This is a genomic window from Marinomonas gallaica (genome assembly GCF_001639745.1).
Lineage (GTDB): Bacteria > Pseudomonadota > Gammaproteobacteria > Pseudomonadales > Marinomonadaceae > Marinomonas > Marinomonas gallaica.
In genome coordinates, this window is the sequence record NZ_LTAX01000005.1 from 113,398 (window position 1) to 130,305 (window position 16,908).

At 44.9% G+C, this 16,908-nt stretch carries 14 protein-coding genes; 10 read left to right on the forward strand and 4 right to left on the reverse strand.

Features of this window, described 5'->3' with window-relative positions; translation table 11 throughout:
• Positions 1-24 precede the first annotated feature (24 nt).
• From AYW76_RS07155 to AYW76_RS07165, 3 genes are all read left to right on the forward strand, one after another.
• A complete protein-coding gene (locus AYW76_RS07155) occupies positions 25-1,467 on the forward strand; it encodes an NAD-dependent succinate-semialdehyde dehydrogenase (protein WP_067217791.1) in 1,443 nt (480 codons plus the stop codon).
• Positions 1,468-1,494: 27 nt separating this feature from the next.
• Positions 1,495-2,649 (forward strand): iron-containing alcohol dehydrogenase, encoded by a 1,155-nt coding sequence (locus AYW76_RS07160; protein ID WP_407943002.1) that lies wholly within the window; start codon positions 1,495-1,497, stop codon positions 2,647-2,649.
• 80 nt (positions 2,650-2,729) lie between these two features.
• Positions 2,730-4,100 carry a hypothetical protein gene (locus tag AYW76_RS07165; protein ID WP_067217796.1) on the forward strand — a complete coding sequence of 457 codons (1,371 nt, stop codon included), beginning with the start codon at positions 2,730-2,732 and terminating at the stop codon, positions 4,098-4,100.
• Between the two features lie 134 nt (positions 4,101-4,234).
• Here AYW76_RS07165 and AYW76_RS07170 read toward each other — a convergent pair whose 3' ends face one another.
• Complete coding sequence (locus AYW76_RS07170) at positions 4,235-5,416, reverse strand: acetyl-CoA C-acetyltransferase (protein ID WP_067217798.1); 1,182 nt, start codon at positions 5,414-5,416, stop codon at positions 4,235-4,237.
• A 180-nt stretch (positions 5,417-5,596) separates the two neighbouring features.
• The gene (gene ggt, locus AYW76_RS07175) at positions 5,597-7,348 is read right to left on the reverse strand and encodes a gamma-glutamyltransferase (RefSeq protein ID WP_067217800.1); all 1,752 of its coding nucleotides are present in this window, start codon (positions 7,346-7,348) and stop codon (positions 5,597-5,599) included.
• A 619-nt stretch (positions 7,349-7,967) separates the two neighbouring features.
• Here ggt and AYW76_RS07180 point away from each other — a divergent pair.
• The 6 genes from AYW76_RS07180 to AYW76_RS07205 all read left to right on the forward strand — a co-directional run bounded on the left by AYW76_RS07180 (position 7,968) and on the right by AYW76_RS07205 (position 13,195).
• Positions 7,968-8,828, forward strand: coding sequence for a MurR/RpiR family transcriptional regulator (locus tag AYW76_RS07180; protein WP_067217802.1), 861 nt, complete (start codon positions 7,968-7,970; stop codon positions 8,826-8,828).
• Between the two features lie 34 nt (positions 8,829-8,862).
• On the forward strand, positions 8,863-9,615 hold the full coding sequence (locus tag AYW76_RS07185) for a transporter substrate-binding domain-containing protein (RefSeq protein ID WP_067217806.1): 753 nt from the start codon (positions 8,863-8,865) through the stop codon (positions 9,613-9,615).
• Between the two features lie 86 nt (positions 9,616-9,701).
• Positions 9,702-10,415: an ABC transporter permease gene (locus tag AYW76_RS07190; RefSeq protein ID WP_067217809.1), complete on the forward strand. Its 714-nt coding sequence runs from the start codon at positions 9,702-9,704 to the stop codon at positions 10,413-10,415.
• A complete protein-coding gene (locus tag AYW76_RS07195) occupies positions 10,415-11,125 on the forward strand; it encodes an ABC transporter permease (RefSeq protein WP_067217813.1) in 711 nt (236 codons plus the stop codon). Before AYW76_RS07190 ends, AYW76_RS07195 begins: the two co-directional genes overlap by 1 nt.
• A gap of 25 nt (positions 11,126-11,150) precedes the next feature.
• Positions 11,151-12,395: an NAD(P)/FAD-dependent oxidoreductase gene (locus tag AYW76_RS07200; RefSeq protein WP_067217816.1), complete on the forward strand. Its 1,245-nt coding sequence runs from the start codon at positions 11,151-11,153 to the stop codon at positions 12,393-12,395.
• Positions 12,396-12,448: 53 nt separating this feature from the next.
• A complete protein-coding gene (locus AYW76_RS07205) occupies positions 12,449-13,195 on the forward strand; it encodes an amino acid ABC transporter ATP-binding protein (protein ID WP_067218011.1) in 747 nt (248 codons plus the stop codon).
• A 497-nt stretch (positions 13,196-13,692) separates the two neighbouring features.
• Here the strand turns inward: AYW76_RS07205 and dinB are convergent, their stop codons facing one another.
• On the reverse strand, positions 13,693-14,769 hold the full coding sequence (gene dinB / locus AYW76_RS07210; RefSeq protein ID WP_067217818.1) for a DNA polymerase IV: 1,077 nt from the start codon (positions 14,767-14,769) through the stop codon (positions 13,693-13,695).
• A 217-nt stretch (positions 14,770-14,986) separates the two neighbouring features.
• Positions 14,987-15,937 carry a LysR family transcriptional regulator gene (locus AYW76_RS07215; protein ID WP_197467776.1) on the reverse strand — a complete coding sequence of 317 codons (951 nt, stop codon included), beginning with the start codon at positions 15,935-15,937 and terminating at the stop codon, positions 14,987-14,989.
• Between the two features lie 143 nt (positions 15,938-16,080).
• On the opposite strand from AYW76_RS07215, the gene AYW76_RS07220 reads away from it, so the two are divergent.
• A complete protein-coding gene (locus AYW76_RS07220) occupies positions 16,081-16,851 on the forward strand; it encodes a class II aldolase/adducin family protein (protein ID WP_067217824.1) in 771 nt (256 codons plus the stop codon).
• Positions 16,852-16,908 lie beyond the last annotated feature (57 nt).

Sequence of the window (16,908 nt, forward strand, 5' to 3'; positions counted from 1 at the left end):
CATAAAAATAAAGGTGTTAAAACTATGTATCTAAATGATGCGTCTCTATTAAAAGAACGCTGCTTAGTGAATGGTCAATGGGTATCAGCTGCGGATAATAAAACCATCCCTGTCACTAACCCAGCGAACGGTGAAGTGATTGCCAACATCCCGCACCTTGGTGCGGATGAAGTCCCTTCTATCATTGAAGCCTCACACGCTGCCCAAAAAAAGTGGGCGGCTATGACGGCAAAAGAGCGTTCAAAAATTCTGCGCCGCTGGTTTGATTTGATCATCGAGAATACTGACGACTTAGCGATGATCATGACGTCTGAACAAGGTAAGCCGCTAACGGAAGCCAAAGGTGAAATCGGTTATGCCGCCTCATTTGTGGAATGGTTTGCAGAAGAAGCAAAGCGTGTCTACGGAGACACTATCCCTGCACCAATGACGAATCAGCGTTTAACGGTCATTCGTCAACCAATTGGTGTGACCGCGGCCATTACCCCTTGGAATTTCCCTGCCGCGATGATCACTCGTAAAGCGGCGCCAGCTCTCGCGGCGGGCTGTTCTATGATTGTCCGCCCGGCAGATTTAACCCCTCTTACCGCGTTGGCCCTTGCTGAATTGGCTCAAAGAGCAGGCATTCCCGATGGGGTTTTCCAAGTGATTACAGGCTCTGCCAGCAAACTCGGCAAGGTGCTGACAGACAGTCATGTGGTGACCAAGCTGTCCTTTACTGGATCAACTGAGGTGGGTCGTCTACTGATGGCTCAGTGTGCGGATACCATTAAAAAAGTATCTCTTGAGCTCGGCGGCAATGCTCCGTTCATTGTATTTGATGATGCCGATCTGGATAAGGCTGTCGAAGGAGCAATGGCCTCTAAATATCGCAATGCAGGTCAAACTTGCGTCTGTGCAAACCGTATCTTAGTGCAACGCGGTGTATACGATGCCTTCATTGCAAAACTTCAAGAAAAAGTGGCGGCTTTAAACATTGGTAACGGCATCGAAGATGGTATCCAAATAGGGCCGATGATCGAAGAAAAAGCCATTACCAAAGTGGAAGAGCATATTCAGGATGCCGTCTCTAAAGGTGCCAAGTTGGTTCATGGTGGCAAGCGTCTAGGCGGATTATTCCTGCAACCTTCGATCTTGGTAGACGTCACCCGTGATATGAAGGTGGCTCAAGAAGAAACGTTTGGCCCTATGGCGCCGATCTTTCCATTCGATACCGAAGCACAAGCTATTTCCATGGCAAACGACACCATCTTTGGCTTAGCGGCTTACTTCTTTACCCAAGACCATGCTCGCAGTGTGCGCGTTTCAGAAGCTTTAGAGTACGGCATGGTAGGCCAGAACACAGGGCTTATTTCCAACGAAGTCGCACCTTTCGGTGGCGTCAAACAATCAGGTCTAGGACGCGAAGGCTCTAAGTACGGCATCGATGAATACTTAGAACTGAAATACATCTGCAGCGCTATTTAATTCGAGGAAATCATTATGTCACAGGGTATCAAAACATTTTCATTTAACACTCCAGGTTCCATGCATGTTGAATGGGGCGGAGCGAAACGTCTTGGGGAATTAGCCAGCGAATGGTTTCAAGAGCGCAACGTCCTGCTGGTAACTGATAAGTTTCTCAGCGACAGCGGTCTTTTGAATGAGACCAAAGCCTCATTAGAAGCTCAAGGCTTCAGTATTTCCATTTTCGACGATGTGGTTGCAGACCCGCCAGAGCACATCTTAATGGCCTGTGTGGATTTTGCTAAAGCCAATCAAACCGATTTAGTTATTGGCTTGGGTGGCGGCTCACCAATGGACATCGCGAAGTTAGTAGCGGTTATGCTGACATCAGAACAACCTCTTGCTGAGCTTTATGGTATCGGCAAAGTGAAAGGAAAGCGTGCTCCGTTATTGCAAATACCAACGACCGCAGGAACCGGTTCTGAGGTAACGAACATCACCATTTTAACCACCGGTGAAACCACTAAAATGGGCGTTGTCTCTAAGCAGTTGTACGCGGATTATGTCTTGCTTGACGCAGAACTCACCATTGGTCTTCCTTCTCTGCCGACAGCCGCAACGGGGATTGATGCCATGGTGCATGCGATTGAAGCGTATACCTCAGCGCATCTTAAGAACCCACTTTCAGATGCACTGGCAAAAGAAGCACTGCGCCTGTTAAGTAAGAACCTGCTTACAGCTTGTCATGATGGCGCTAATCGTGCGGCACGTGAAGCTATGTTACTTGGTGCCAACTTGGCTGGCCAAGCCTTTTCCAATAGCCCTGTCGCAGCCGTCCACGCTTTAGCTTACCCATTAGGCGGCCATTATCACTTACCGCACGGTTTAACCAATGCATTAATGCTAGGCCCTGTCCTGCGCTACAACATGAAGGAAGCAGCCTCACTCTATGCTGAACTGGCTGATGTGGTGCTGGATTCAACGGAAGGCGACGCCAATAACCGAGCGGCGCAATTCGTGGACTACATGCAAAATCTAATGAATGAGTCAGGCGCTCCGCAAAGGCTACGCGATGTTGGGGTCACTGAAGAGAGCCTCCCTACTCTAGCCAAAGATGCCATGCTGCAAACTCGTTTGCTTGGTAACAACCCTGTTCCCGTCGCTGAAAGCGATGCCTTAAAGCTGTATCAAGAAGCTTTCTAAATTACAGCGACATTAAGAAATCCCCCTGCAACCAAGGGTTGCAGGGCACTAAAACATTACAAGAATAATAGGAAATCATCATGAGTGAAGAACGTATTGATGGCCAAGAAGCACCATTTTGGTCCATGGGTCCTTTTAAAGTCCGCCTTCCGTTTGTGCATTATCGCATAGAGTGGCCTGATTACTTTCAAGGTCTGTTGATGTGTGCAGTTGACCTAGCGGCTATTCCGCTAATGACAGAATTGCTAGGCATGCCATTTGAAGTAGCGTTAGCCGTCGTTATGCTAAATGGTCTTTTTTACTTATTGCACCATTTGCTAGGCGACCCAGTGGTTCCAGGTTGGATAACACCTGCGATTCCGTTATTGATGGCTTACTGTACAACCTTCCCTGAAGGACCTGAACGGATCCATGCGTTAATATCCTTCCAGCTTTTACTCGGAATATTCTCGATATTTATCGGGGCATCGGGACTGGCCCACAAAGTTGTCTCGCTTATTCCCCAAGCCATAAAATCGGGGATCATTATTGGTGCAGGTATAGCGGCTGTCATGGCCGTTTTCAAAGTCGATGGGCGTTTTGACACCTATCCAATTACCATCACTCTAGCGGTTGGTATTGCGTTCTATGTGATTTTCTCGCGTCACTTTGCGCAACTGAAACAAAATAACGCGTTTTTTAACCTTGTTGGCAAACTGGGTATCTTTCCGATTGTTGCGTTGGCCATAATCATTGCTCCCACGGTAGGGGAAACATCTTGGCCTAGCATTGAGTGGGGGATTTCTTCTCCTGACTTCGTCACGCTATGGAACGAATACACCGTATTTGGTCTAGGTATGCCACCGCTTATGATGTTTTTAAGCGCTATTCCGACGGTGTTAGCCGCTTATATCGTTCTTTTCGGCGATGTTTTACAAAGCCGCGCTATTTTGGAAGAAGCAGATCAAATTCGTACAGATGAGAAAATTGATTACGACCCGGATCGTGCACACATGATTTTTGGTGCACGTAACTCTGTTATGTCTATTTTAGGCCCAGATGTGGCGATGTGTGGTCCACTTTGGGCAGCGATGCACGTCGTTATTGTTGAGCGTTTTAGCCAAGGTAAAAAAGCCATGAAATCCATCTTTGGTGGCGCAGGCTCTTTCCGTTGGGGAACCAATACTGGCTTACTATTTATGCCGATCGTGACACTGGTACAACCTATTCTTGGTGTGGCCCTAGCGTTAACACTGTTGATCCAAGGCTATGTATCAGTTCGAATCGGCGTCATGGAAGCACGTTCACAGCGAGATCTTGGCATTGCCGGTATCGTCGCAGCGGTTCTTGCCACACGTGGCGCTACTTGGGCCTTTGCAGTAGGTGTTGTGCTTTGTATCTTGGTATATGGCCGTGACTTCTTCAAAGGTGAGAAAGATACAACATTTGTTAAGGATCAAATACCAAAGTGATCCATGACCTAACCCTCGCGAAGTAACCGTTTCTGCTAAAAAAGTCCCCCAAGCGTTTAAAATGCTTGGGGGACTTTTTTCATCTTGAGCACCAATAAGTAGCGTTGAAAAATGTATTCTTCGACAACTAAACCTCAAGGTGAATTAGAAATAAGCATCGATATCCCCATGCCACCACCAATGCACAGCGTCGCAAGGCCTTTGTTGAGTTGCTGTCTTTGCATTTCATGAATCAAAGTCACCAACACGCGACAGCCCGAGGCGCCAATGGGGTGACCTAAGGCGATGGCGCCACCATTTACATTTACTTTGTCAGGGTTTAAGCCAAGCTCCTGAGCCACACAGAGTGCTTGCACTGCAAACGCTTCATTCGCCTCTATTAAATCGAGTTCGTCTATTTTCCAATCGACTTTTTCTAAGGCTTTTTGAGTCGCTGCGATAGGGCCAATCCCCATGATGGTAGGGTCAACGCCAGATGTGGCACTCGCTTCGATGGTCGCTAATACAGGTAGATTTAATCGTTTCGCCTCGTCTTCCGACGTTACAATAACCATCGCGGCGCCATCATTGAGGGTCGACGCATTACCTGCGGTTACGGTGCCCTCTTTGCTAAACGCCGGACGTAATTTGGCTAATGAGTCAGGATTCGTGTCTGGGCGAATTTGCTCATCTTCTTGAAAGATAAGCGGCTCTGCGTAACGCCGCGGAACGCTAATCGGTAAGATTTCTGTTTGAAACCGCCCTGCTTGCTGCGCTTGCACGGCTTTCTGCTGTGATTGAAGCGCGTAAACATCCTGCTGCTCACGAGTAATATGCCACTGAAAAGCAATATTCTCCGCGGTTTGCCCCATATGATATTCGTAAAATGCATCCCACAGACCATCAACAATCATGGTATCAAGCATTGTCCAGTGGCCCATTTTCTTACCGACTCGACTTTGTGGAATGACATGCGGCGCTTGGCTCATGCTTTCTTGCCCCCCCGCTACGACCATTTTAGCGTCGCCATTTAATATTGCTTGGGCGGCCAACTGAACCGCTTTGAGACCAGAACCACACACCATGTTGACGGTCATGGCTGAAACATGCTCATTTAAACCCGCTTTAAGCGCTGTTTGTCGAGCGGGGTTTTGACCAGAGCCAGCCGTCAGTACTTGACCCAATATGACTTCATCGATGTGCGAACTTAGACTTGGATGTTTGTTCAACAAACCGCTTAATACTTGTGTGCCAATTTCAACCGCTGTTAAAGAAGATAAAGCACCATTAAACGCACCGACAGCACTTCGACCTGCCGCGACTATTACTGCTTTCATTGTGTGACTCCTTTACGATTCAGTTAAGCGCTTACTTAGATAGTAGGCAACTTTAATGCAGTCACCTAATTAGAAACGTCTAATTCACCAAAACCGACACGTCCATGTGATCAATTAACGATACCTGCAGCCTAAAAAACAGCTTTTTCAGGCTAAGCTTTTTAGAGCTAGCAAATGGTATTACTCACCCATCGCAGCACCCTCACGTCGAGGGTCCGCACCACCAAAAAGCTTACCCTCTTGAATCATAATGCCCTGTAGACCTGAATTAAGATCTCGTAAAGACACTTGGTAGCCCATTTCCTCTAAGTCTTTAGCGAGTGCTTCTGCTGAGGTTCCCTGTTCAATATCAAAGGTACCAAAACGGTTTAGCATATTCGGTAACGAGATCGCTTCTTGGATGTCCATGCCCCACTCTAAATGCGCTATCAGTGCTTTGGAGACGTAACCAATAATACGACTGCCGCCCGGAGAGCCGACCACTAAGTACGGTTTATCGTCTTTCATTACAATAGTAGGCGCCATGGATGAACGCGGACGCTTACCCGGCTCAAGACGATTGGCAATTGGGTAACCTTGGCTGTAAGAGGCAAATGAAAAATCCGTTAGTTCATTATTCAGCAGGAATCCATTACTCATCACTCGGGAGCCAAAACCGTTTTCAATGGTCGTGGTAACGGACAAGGCATTGCCCTCTGCGTCGACAATAGAAATGTGGCTGGTGCTCGGGAATTCGATGGACTGATCGTCTGCCAAAGTAATGGCATTTTGCCAGTCAGGCTCGCCTGCTGATACCGTTTCTAAGGCTTTACCGGGGGTGATTAGCTTCGCTCGGCTGGCAAGATACTGTTCATCCAGCAAGCCCTTTGGCATCGGCACAAAGTCGGTATCTGCTATGTAGCGACCGCGATCAGCAAACGCTAGGCGTGAGGCATCACCAATGATTTGCCAAGCGGTTGGTGATTCCGGCCCCATGGCCGCTAGGTCAAAATGCTGAGTCATACCTAGGATTTGACCCACCGTTAATGCCCCCGAGCTCGGCGGTCCCATGCCACAAATATCAAATTGCTTATAAGGCAAACATGTGGCGTCGCGCTCCTTGATTTTATAAGTCATAAAATCTTCTAAGGCCAACACGCCGGGATTGTCCGATGTAGAGCGCACTGCGGTTACGATGTCTTGGGCAATGTCCCCCTGATAAAAAGCATCCGCCCCTGACTGGGCAATGCTCGTCAAGGTTTTGGCATAGGCTGGATTTTTAAGCCGTGTTCCCTCTTGAAGAGGTGCGCCATTAGAATCTAAGAAATACGCGGCGGTATCAGGAAAGCGCGCCAAAGAATCTCTGGTGTTCGCGATGGCGCCAGCAAGTCTAGGCGAGACGTCAAAGCCATCTTGTGCCAACTCAATCGCAGGCTCAAACAGCGCTTTCCAAGACAGTTGTCCACCTTGCTCATGCAGAGCTTGCATTAAGGCAACGGTGCCGGGTGTGCCGACTGAGCGTCCGCCAATCACAGCATCATAAAACTTAAACGTCGTACCATCTTCGTGTTGAAATAATTCAGGCGTGGCCGCTTGAGGGGCGGTTTCACGGCCATCAAAAGTCGTTAGCTTTTGAGATTTAGCATCGTAATACACGGCAAAAGCACCGCCACCGAGCCCAGAAGACTGAGGCTCTACCAGCCCTAATACCGCTTGCACTGCGACGTAGGCGTCTAACGCCGATCCGCCTTTTTTCAAGATGGCATAACCCGCTTCTACCGCTTTAGGGTTGGCGGCTGCCACCATGAATTGCTTTGCTTCCACTAACTGCTTTTGCTGTATTTCCCCGGCGATTTCCGGCGCCACAGCATCGGCTGTTTGCTGGCCCGCAAACGCCATTTGCGTAGAGACCAACGACATTGATAACGCTAAAGATTTGAATACAAAACGCATAGATACATTCCTTATATAACGATTGTAACGGCGGGCGTTACCCGTTCTCTAAATGCTAGGTTTTAGATGTGCTCATTATGTATAGATGAAGGGTCTTTGATATTAATTAATTTCTTTCAAAAAAGATTACTCTAACCAAGATCAGTTTACTTCGCTGTTTGCTTGACTCCTAAAAACCCTCTTCAGTTAATCATCAAAGTAAATCAAACCCAAGTCTTTAGACGCATGCTTTTCAATGGAAAAAGCAAAGACGTCCGTGCAAGTGAAAACTACGAATTTGGAAAATCTGATCAACAATCTCAACACCTCGATCCAATCATTGATAGTGCATATATACGAGAGACACTGTATTTCATAACACTCGGTAGTATTTGACATGAAGAACCTACTTCAAAGTACGACACCGCTAACAATTAAAACCCTCATACCACTTATTAAATTTTCAATATGGCGATTAACATCATTTCTATTTAAGCGACATTTAATTTTTAAAATAAATATTAACTCAATAATTTCAGTAACTTAGGGATTTTTAGATATATTTTTGACAGTTTTCTGTCACTATTGAAGTAATGATAGAAAGAAATTAAATTCAAATTAAGCAAAAAGTGAGGTCGCAATGAATCAGACATTGATACAACGTTTGGAACAAAGTTTAGAAACCACTTCGGCATCTGGTCGTATGATTGCAACGTACATGCTTTCTAACCTTCAAGATCTTCCATTTCAAACGGCGGCAAATATTGCCCAAAAATTAGAGCTAAGTGAATCAAGTGTTGGACGCTTCTGTCGTTCGATTGGCTATAGTCACTTGAAAGATCTAAAACATGATTTAAAGAAAAGCCTAGGAGACCAACCTTGGTTAGCAGGAGATCGTTTACAAGAGTTTCGTCAATCTCAAAGTGATGGTCCGAATGGTTTATCAAGAAGCTTAGAATTAGAAATCTCATCCTTAATGCGAGTTTACGAATACGCATTAACCAATGACTGGGATAACGTTGCACAAAGACTCGCTAATTCATCGCAAATATTCGTCGCAGGCTTTCAAACAGAGCGAGGTGTTGCTGTATGTATGACTCACCTTCTGCAATATATTCGTCCTGGGGTTCATCTTGTCGATGGTGCTGCTGGTCATTACAGCGACGTTTTACTCAGCCGTCCAGAAGAAACTTCATTGATAGTTTTTGAAGCACGTCGATATTCGAAACATGCCTTGGCATTGTGCTCTAAGGCAAAAGAACTTGGAATCCCAACTACTTTAGTAACTGACACTTATTGTGACTGGGCCGCAAGCAATGCAGAGGAAGTATTCCGTATTCCTACAGAATTTAATTTTTTTTGGGAATCTACGGCCTCGATGCTGTCTTGGGTACACCTAATGGTTAATGAGGTCTGTAAGAAGCTTGGTCCTGACGTTGAAAAACGACTTGAAGCCACAGCTTCTTTACATAATGAATTTGTTGGATATACGTCCAAATAAAATAAAAAAACAATCTATAAAAAGGAATAAATCAATGAAAAAAACAATATTCAATACTCTTTTAGTTGGCTCATTAAGCATCTCCCCTTTTCTACATGCAGACACTATTAAAATTGCTACCGAAGGTGCTTACCCCCCATTTAATTATGTAGATTCTAATAACAATCTTCATGGTTTTGATGTAGAGATCACTAATGCTTTATGTAAGAAAATGAACGCAGAGTGCACAATATTAGCACAAGATTGGGATGGAATTATTCCTGGCCTAATTGCTAAAAAATATGATGCTGTTATCGCATCAATGATTAACACTCCAGAAAGAAGATTAAAGGTATCTTTTACAAATCACTACTACAATACTCCTCTTTCTCTGGCGGTTAAAAAAGGAAGCGACACGACAATGGATAACTTTGACGCCAGAGGTCTTGTTATTGGGGCCCAATCTGCTTCAACTCAAGCATTTTATGCAGAGGATGTACTAGCAGTAAAAGGTGCCTCCATAAAACTATACCCGACTCAAGATGAAGCCAATGCTGATTTAGCTAATGGACGTTTAGATGCAGTGGTTGCTGATATGATTCCATTAATGGAATGGGTTAATAATCATGGGGATGATTGCTGTGAATATGTTGGCGACTTTCAAGGGACAAACTCAGAAGCTGCGATTGCAGTCAGAAAAGCGGATGATCAACTTAGAGAGCGTTTCAATCAGGCAATCGACGCTATTGTTGCTGATGGCACTTATCTAGAGATTTCTAACCGATACTTCGGTACCAACATTTATTAAGCCTTGCCTAGAATGTTTATTTGCTAATTTGAGATAGCCCTCAACTAATTAAGGGCTATCTCACCTTCACGTAAAGAGAGACACCGATGGAATACTTATCATTACTGTCATTTTCTAATGACGGATGGGGTATCGCCTTGCTCAAAGGTGCACTGATCACCCTTTCTCTATCGCTTGCCTGTTTGCCAATTGGCTTACCTCTGGGCATGTGGATTGCCATTAACGCTCGCTCTAATAGTAGGCTAGCGAAAACTTTTTCCGCACTTTTTTCAACAGTATTTAGAGGACTTCCGGAGTTATTAACGCTTTTAATTATTTATTATGGCTGCCAAATCCTTGTCCAAAACATGATGGATTATCTTGGCTTTAGTGGAGAGTTTATTATTCATACATTTGTCGCTGCGATGATTGCTTTTAGTTTTGTATTCGCTGCATTTTCTAGTGAAGTTTGGCTTGGAGCCTTTAAAACACTACCAAAAGGGCAATACGAAGCCGCATTCGTTTTAGGCATTAGTAAGCCAAAAACGTTTTTTAAAATCATTTTACCTCAGTTAATAAGAATAGCCATTCCAGGGCTCTCTAACAACTGGCTATCTCTTTTAAAGGACACCTCCCTTGTCTCTACTATTTCGTTAATTGACCTAATGCGACAGACAAGTCTTGCTGTAAGCATCACTAAAGAACCTATGTTTTTTTACACTGTAGCTTGCTTAGTCTATCTATTATTTTCAGCGCTATCAGGTCAAATATTTAATTTTATGGAGACACACTATAGCAAGCACTTAAGGAGTATTAAATAATGAACCACGAATCCATTTTAGGTTTATTTATTAATATCGATTTATTTAACATCTATGGAGATCGATTATTAAGCGGTTTGATTGTTACAGCTAAATTGGTCGCTATCTCCTTCAGCTTAGGTGCGATCTTAGGCTTAATTCTTGCGACTGCCCAGCTTTCATCTAATGTGTTTATTAGACGATTTAGTAAAAGTTACATTTATTTCTTTCGAGGATCACCTCTACTCGCGCAGCTTTTCATGCTCTATTACGGCCTTGGAGCATTTATGGAGTTTTGGCAAGACGTGGGGCTTTGGTGGTTCTTTAGAGATGCATGGTATTGCTCATTATTAGCCTTCACCTTGAATACCGCTGCTTATCAGGCAGAAATATTCAGAGGAAGCCTGCTGTCCATTCCTAAAGGTCAATATGAAGCAGCCCATGCACTGTCCCTTAAGCGCTCTACTACGTTTTTTAAGATCGTACTGCCACAATCTCTTGTTGTTGCCATCGGACCACTTGGGAATGAGTTGATTTTAATGATTAAAGCTAGTGCTATTTCATCACTCGTGACCATTTACGATCTTATGGGAGTGTCAAAGCAAGCATTTTCCAGAACCTTCGACTTTGAGATCTATTTGTGGGCGGCTGTTCTATATCTAGTTGTTGTAGAACTCGTTCGTCGAAGCATTGTTTATTTTGAAGGCCGACTCGGCCGTCATATGCATTAACACTCTTTATAAGGAATAAGGCTGCATGCAATTTCAAATAATTATACTTGGAGCAGGCATTATTGGTGTCAGTAGCGCACTCCATTTGCAAGCTAAAGGCTATCAAGTCGCACTTATAGATAAAGCCAGTCCTGGTAAAAGCACCAGCTATGGTAATGCGGGCCTAATCGAGCGCTCTAGCGTCATTCCCTATTCGTTTCCAAGGGAGTTCACTTCTCTTTTGCGTTACGGCCTAAACCGACAAGCAGATGTAAGATATAATTTTTCTTTTTTACCCAAAGCCACCCCGTGGTTGTTAAGCTACTGGAACCATTCAGCTCCCGCCGCGCTCGACAAAGCAGCGGCAGCCATGCTGCCTCTTATTGAGCGTTGTGTTGCCGAGCATGATCAGTTTGTAGAAGCAGCGAAGTTAAACCGTTTTGTAAAAGATCAGGGCTGGATTGAAATATTTCGCTCCGAAAAAGCCTTCTCAAAAGCAAAATCAGATGCCTTAGCACTGACAAAATATGGGCTCGCTTTCGACCTACTTGATGGTCCAGCATTGCGCGAACGCGAACCTCATCTAAGTCATACGGTGGTTGGGGGCGTTCACTGGCTCGACCCTAAAACAGTCACCAACCCCGGTGCTCTAGTAGAGGGCTACTGTTCCCTTTTCAAAGAGCGTGGTGGTAAAGTTCTTCACGGTGATGCTAGAACACTAAAGCAAACTTCAACCCATTGGCGGATCGACTCTCATAACGGAGTAATCACAGCACCAGAAGTGGTTGTAGCTCTTGGCCCCCAGTCGCCAGATGTCTATACCAAACTAGGCTACCGTTTCCCAATGGGAATCAAGCGTGGCTATCACCAGCACTATCGTAACTTAAACAATACAAGCCTTCAGCATCCCGTATGCGACACTAAGGGGGGCTTTGTTTTATCCCAAATGGATATGGGTATTCGGCTTACAACAGGAGTCGAGTTGGCAAGCGAAACGGATGCTGTGAATGCAATCCAATTAGAACGCTGCGAAAAAATTGCTCGAAACATTTTTCCTCTTGGGGAACCTGTCGATGTGGAGCCTTGGCTTGGATTACGTCCCTGCTTTCCTGATATGAAGCCAATCATAGGCCCAGCACCCGATCATAAAGGATTGTGGTTTAATTTTGGCCATGCCCATCACGGCTTAACCTTAGGCCCAGTCTGCGGACGTTTATTATCAGAAATGATTGCGGGCGATTCTCCCTTTACCTCTCCAACGCCATACAGTGCAAGTCGATTCAAATATTAGGAAGCCTTATGAATACATCTATTGACTCAACTAGTAAGTGTCACAAACCAACTATGGACACTAGAAAAATCGCTATCGATGTTGCAAAACTCAACAAATCCTACGGTGATTATCACGTACTTAAAAACATCGACTTAAAAGTTAAAGAGGGTGAACGTATTGTGCTTTGTGGTCCCTCAGGATCTGGAAAGTCGACTCTCATTCGTTGTATTAATCAGTTAGAAGTTGCTCAGGGAGGACATATTATTGTTCATGACACAGATTTAGCAATATCTTCCAAGGCGGCAGACTGCGTCAGAAGAGAGATAGGTATGGTGTTTCAACACTTCAACTTGTTTCCACACATGTCTGTGTTGGACAACTGCACACTTGCTCCCATGAGTGTAAAGGGCTTGAGCCGAAAAGATGCGGAAGAACTCGCCCGTTATTACCTCAATAAAGTTGGCATTGAAAGCCAGGCGAATAAATATCCAATTCAACTATCTGGGGGGCAGCAACAACGTGTCGCAATTGCTCGTGCACTGTGTATGAAACCTAAGATTATGCTTTTTGATGAGCCGACGTCTGCTCTTGATCCAGAAATGGTCGCAGAAGTTCTGGATGTACTCGTTAAGCTGGCAGATACAGGCATGACTATGCTGTGTGTAACCCATGAAATGGGGTTTGCTCGCCAAGTAGCTGAGCGAGTACTGTTCTTAGATGGAGGTCAAATTATTGAAGACTGCCATCCAGATACCTTTTTCAATTCGCCAAAGAGTGATCGAGCAAAGAATTTTTTAGCGCAAATCCTTCAACATTAAACGATACTTTACTACTTGGCTTTTATTAATCTCCGACTACAAGATACCTGTGGAGTCTACCATTCGCTACTTGAGGTTTATTCGTTATATAAAAGCAGAGGTAAACCGACCTCCATTGCAGGTGCCAGCCTTGCAGTGGAGAGCACGGTTACAATACTCAATCCAAACTATTGGGGTACGTTGGCCTTTACGCCGAGCTTTATACAACTCCTAGTGGGTAACACGGTGAATTTTTAGCCAACAGGCTACGGTGACAACGCAGTCACCATTAATTATATGAATGGTGGTGATTACCTAAGCAGGTGGCAGTAATATCAATAACTTTGAAATCCCTAGGGCTTTGCCCAAACAAGCTAAGTTGCTATGCAAGCAAAAACTATACAAGGCATCAGTAAAAGGTTGGAGGAAATTAAAAAAGATGCCGCTACCACCCTAAATGTTAGTGGATACTGAAAAGAATTGCCCTGAGCATCAAATTGAGCAAGCAAGCTTGTTTGTCAGAGATCTAACATAAGCTGTCGTACTTCGCCTTCTGAACGCAACATAACACTGAGGCCCAGTAACCGAATTTCGCGACCGTTTTGACGTGTTAAGACCTCTTTCAGTAAATCTTGAAAGTAAGTCAGATCCAAGCCGCTGTGCACATGCTCAATGGTCGTCAATTGAAAGTCGGCAAACTTGACTTTGATGCCTTGCTTGCTGATTAATCTATCAGGCGATACTTTCCCTAAGCGCTCAAACAACTCTGGAAATAGCTTTTGCTCGATGACTTGCCAGCACTCATCAAAGCTTGAAATGTTATGTGAAAACGTGCGTTCCACACCCACAGACTTGCGCTGACGGTGAGTGGAGACTGCACGGTGATCAACACCATGGCTTCGATTCCAAAGAGAGTGACCTAAGCGGCCAAATTTACGGGTTAGCTCAAGGTAATCGCTATTACAAATGTCAGCACAGACATAAAGCCCTGCTTCATGCAGCTTCTGTAGGCTTACTTTGCCAACACCAGGAATTTTCTCTAGGGGAAGCGTATTAATGACTTCTTGCATCTCTCTGGGTGTGATCACGAACTGGCCATCAGGCTTATTCATATCCGATGCGACTTTGGCAAGAAACTTTATCGGCGCAACGCCGGCCGACGCGGTCAGATTCAATTCGGCACGAATATCATTGCGAATGGCCTCAGCAATGAGAGTTGCTGACCCCTGTAGATGGGTGCTGTCCGTGACATCTAAATACGCCTCATCTAGGGACAATGGCTCTATTAGATCAGTATAGCGTGCAAAAATGGCTCGCACTTTTTGGGAGATATCTCGATATACCTGCATCCTGCCAGGCACAACAGTAAGGTGTGGGCAGAGTTTCTTAGCCCAAGCGGTCGACATCGCGGAATGGACTCCGTAAGTACGGGCTTCGTAGTTACAAGTACTGATGACACCGCGCTGCTTTTCGCTGCCTCCTACCGCTAATGGGATTTCACGGTAACGTGGCTCATCTCGCATTTCAACTGATGCGTAAAAAGCATCCATATCAATATGGATAATTTTCCTTTGGATCAAGTCACCGTTTTGCATACTAAACACTGTTCAAATAAACAGTATTTATACAGATAACTGCCATTTTGTCCAGAGAAAGAAAGATACGCCTAGACCCACTATAGAACCGTGGCCAGTTGTACTTAGCCACTGCACCACAACCTGGTGATGCATAAGCCCTCATAAATACCGAGAAGTTTTTTGCATTCATATTTAAAAGAGTCATTTGATTTATAGTCTAAGCATGCAAGATCAATCAGTCTATGGACAACTCCCCCTGCCAGCGCCCTGCTAACCACTCCGTTTTAGCCACCTCTTTTATCAGCGACATCACTGTGTTGAGTAATGCCGTTTGAGGACGATCTGCATCCGTCGTGATGCAGACATCACGCCAGAGATTCGGCTCAATAATCTCGACCGCTTCAATCTGATTGGTATCTTGTAGATGAAAAAATGCAGAGGTGGGGGCTAACAATATCCCATGACCATCCATGACATAACGCAACGTCGTCATCAGCTGTCCGAAAGCGGGTTTATGGGACAATTTAATGCCGGTACTTTGTTCATATTGTCTCAATACATAGCCCAATGAGTCACGCGCACCTGTGACGATCACTTCATGATTAGCAAGCGCTTCGAACGTGATCGTTTTACTGCCATTTAACATTTTATGGGAAGACACTTTAGGATCGCAGCCAACAGCAATGAATAGCTTTTCTCGCAGCAGTTTTACTTGACGCATTTGGCTCATATCCGTTCCATCAGGCGATGAAATTGCCAAATCTATTTCTCCAGATCGCAATTGACTGGACAAGTTATAAGACAAACCGGCATGTAGCTCGAGTGTAATTTTCGGGAAACGTTGCTCAACAAGCGCCAATAATGGCACGGATATAATGTTACCAATAGGCTGTGTCATTCCGATGGATAAAACACCCGAAGGCTCGTGTTCGAACTGATGTACATCGCTTTTAGCTTGCGCCATTTGACGCATGATGGAGACGGCATGTGCATGGAATATCTGGCCTGACTGCGTTAATTCTACGCCACGAAAACTTCTTTCAAACAAGCACGTGCCCAGTTCATGCTCTAGATTGTCAATCTGCAAACTGATACTAGGTTGAGCGACCTCAAGAGCACGAGCGGTGGCCGCAATGCTATTGAGCTCGACCACTTTTAAAAAATAACTCAGTTGCTTGCTGTTCATATCAACGCCTTTCATCCAGTGCTCATGTTAAGAAGGTAACAGGGTACATAAAAAATATTGAACATAACCATATTTTTTATTGTTTTATATAGCCAGTTTTTTATCTAGCCTTATGACAAAACAACAATACTGAGAGAGCTAGCATGACGACGACAAAGCGATACTTTGAACAACCCAGTCGATTCAGTGATTTAGAATGGCAAGCAAGGGTAGACTTAGCTGCCATGTATCGTATTTTTGCCTACCTGAAGTGGGATGAATCCATCTACAACCATATTTCGTTACGTGTTCCGGGTGAAGATGAGCATTTCTTGATTAACCCTTTTGGTCTGCACTATAGCGAAGTAACGGCTTCTAATTTGGTCAAAGCTGATCTAAAGGGGAATATCGTTGGCCATTCAGACTGGCCGATCAATCCGGCCGGATTTACCTTTCACAGCGCCATCCATGACAAAGTAGAAAACGCTCACTGTGTGATGCATGTACATACCACCCCGACGCTGGCGGTGTGCTGTTTAAAAGACGGTATTTCCTACAGCAACTTTTACTCAGCACAAATCTACGGCAACGTCGCGTATCATGAGTTTGAAGGCATCACGCTACACATGGACGAAGGCCAAAGGATCATTGACAGCGCTAACGGCAAACCCATTCTAATGCTTAGAAATCATGGCCCTGTGGTTATTGGGTCGACCTTGGCTCAAGCCTTTTCATTGATGTGGTTGGTTAATCGAGCATGCGAAGTACAAATGGCGTCGATGTCTATGGGCAAAGTACGCGAGATCCCTGAAGAAATCTGCAAAAGATGCGCGGCTGATTCATTACCTTTAGACCCTAAATACGGTGCAGGTGAAGACGTCTTCGCCGCCATGAAACGTCTGATCGAAAAGCAAGACCCCTCTTATAAACAGTGATACTTTTGGGTTGCAGGCCTCATGGTCTTAAAAGACCTGCAACCCACTAAATCGTAA

What these genes read in the sequence shown, in the direction of transcription:
- AYW76_RS07155 (WP_067217791.1), top strand. Translation starts at nt 25, where the DNA reads ATGTATCTAAATGATGCGTCTCTATTAAAAGAACGCTGCTTAGTGAAT.
- AYW76_RS07165 (WP_067217796.1), top strand. Translation starts at nt 2,730, where the DNA reads ATGAGTGAAGAACGTATTGATGGCCAAGAAGCACCATTTTGGTCCATG.
- AYW76_RS07170 (WP_067217798.1), bottom strand. Translation starts at nt 5,416, where the DNA reads ATGAAAGCAGTAATAGTCGCGGCAGGTCGAAGTGCTGTCGGTGCGTTT.
- ggt (WP_067217800.1), bottom strand. Translation starts at nt 7,348, where the DNA reads ATGCGTTTTGTATTCAAATCTTTAGCGTTATCAATGTCGTTGGTCTCT.
- AYW76_RS07180 (WP_067217802.1), top strand. Translation starts at nt 7,968, where the DNA reads ATGAATCAGACATTGATACAACGTTTGGAACAAAGTTTAGAAACCACT.
- AYW76_RS07185 (WP_067217806.1), top strand. Translation starts at nt 8,863, where the DNA reads ATGAAAAAAACAATATTCAATACTCTTTTAGTTGGCTCATTAAGCATC.
- AYW76_RS07190 (WP_067217809.1), top strand. Translation starts at nt 9,702, where the DNA reads ATGGAATACTTATCATTACTGTCATTTTCTAATGACGGATGGGGTATC.
- AYW76_RS07195 (WP_067217813.1), top strand. Translation starts at nt 10,415, where the DNA reads ATGAACCACGAATCCATTTTAGGTTTATTTATTAATATCGATTTATTT.
- AYW76_RS07200 (WP_067217816.1), top strand. Translation starts at nt 11,151, where the DNA reads ATGCAATTTCAAATAATTATACTTGGAGCAGGCATTATTGGTGTCAGT.
- AYW76_RS07205 (WP_067218011.1), top strand. Translation starts at nt 12,449, where the DNA reads ATGGACACTAGAAAAATCGCTATCGATGTTGCAAAACTCAACAAATCC.
- dinB (WP_067217818.1), bottom strand. Translation starts at nt 14,769, where the DNA reads ATGCAAAACGGTGACTTGATCCAAAGGAAAATTATCCATATTGATATG.
- AYW76_RS07215 (WP_197467776.1), bottom strand. Translation starts at nt 15,937, where the DNA reads ATGAACAGCAAGCAACTGAGTTATTTTTTAAAAGTGGTCGAGCTCAAT.
- AYW76_RS07220 (WP_067217824.1), top strand. Translation starts at nt 16,081, where the DNA reads ATGACGACGACAAAGCGATACTTTGAACAACCCAGTCGATTCAGTGAT.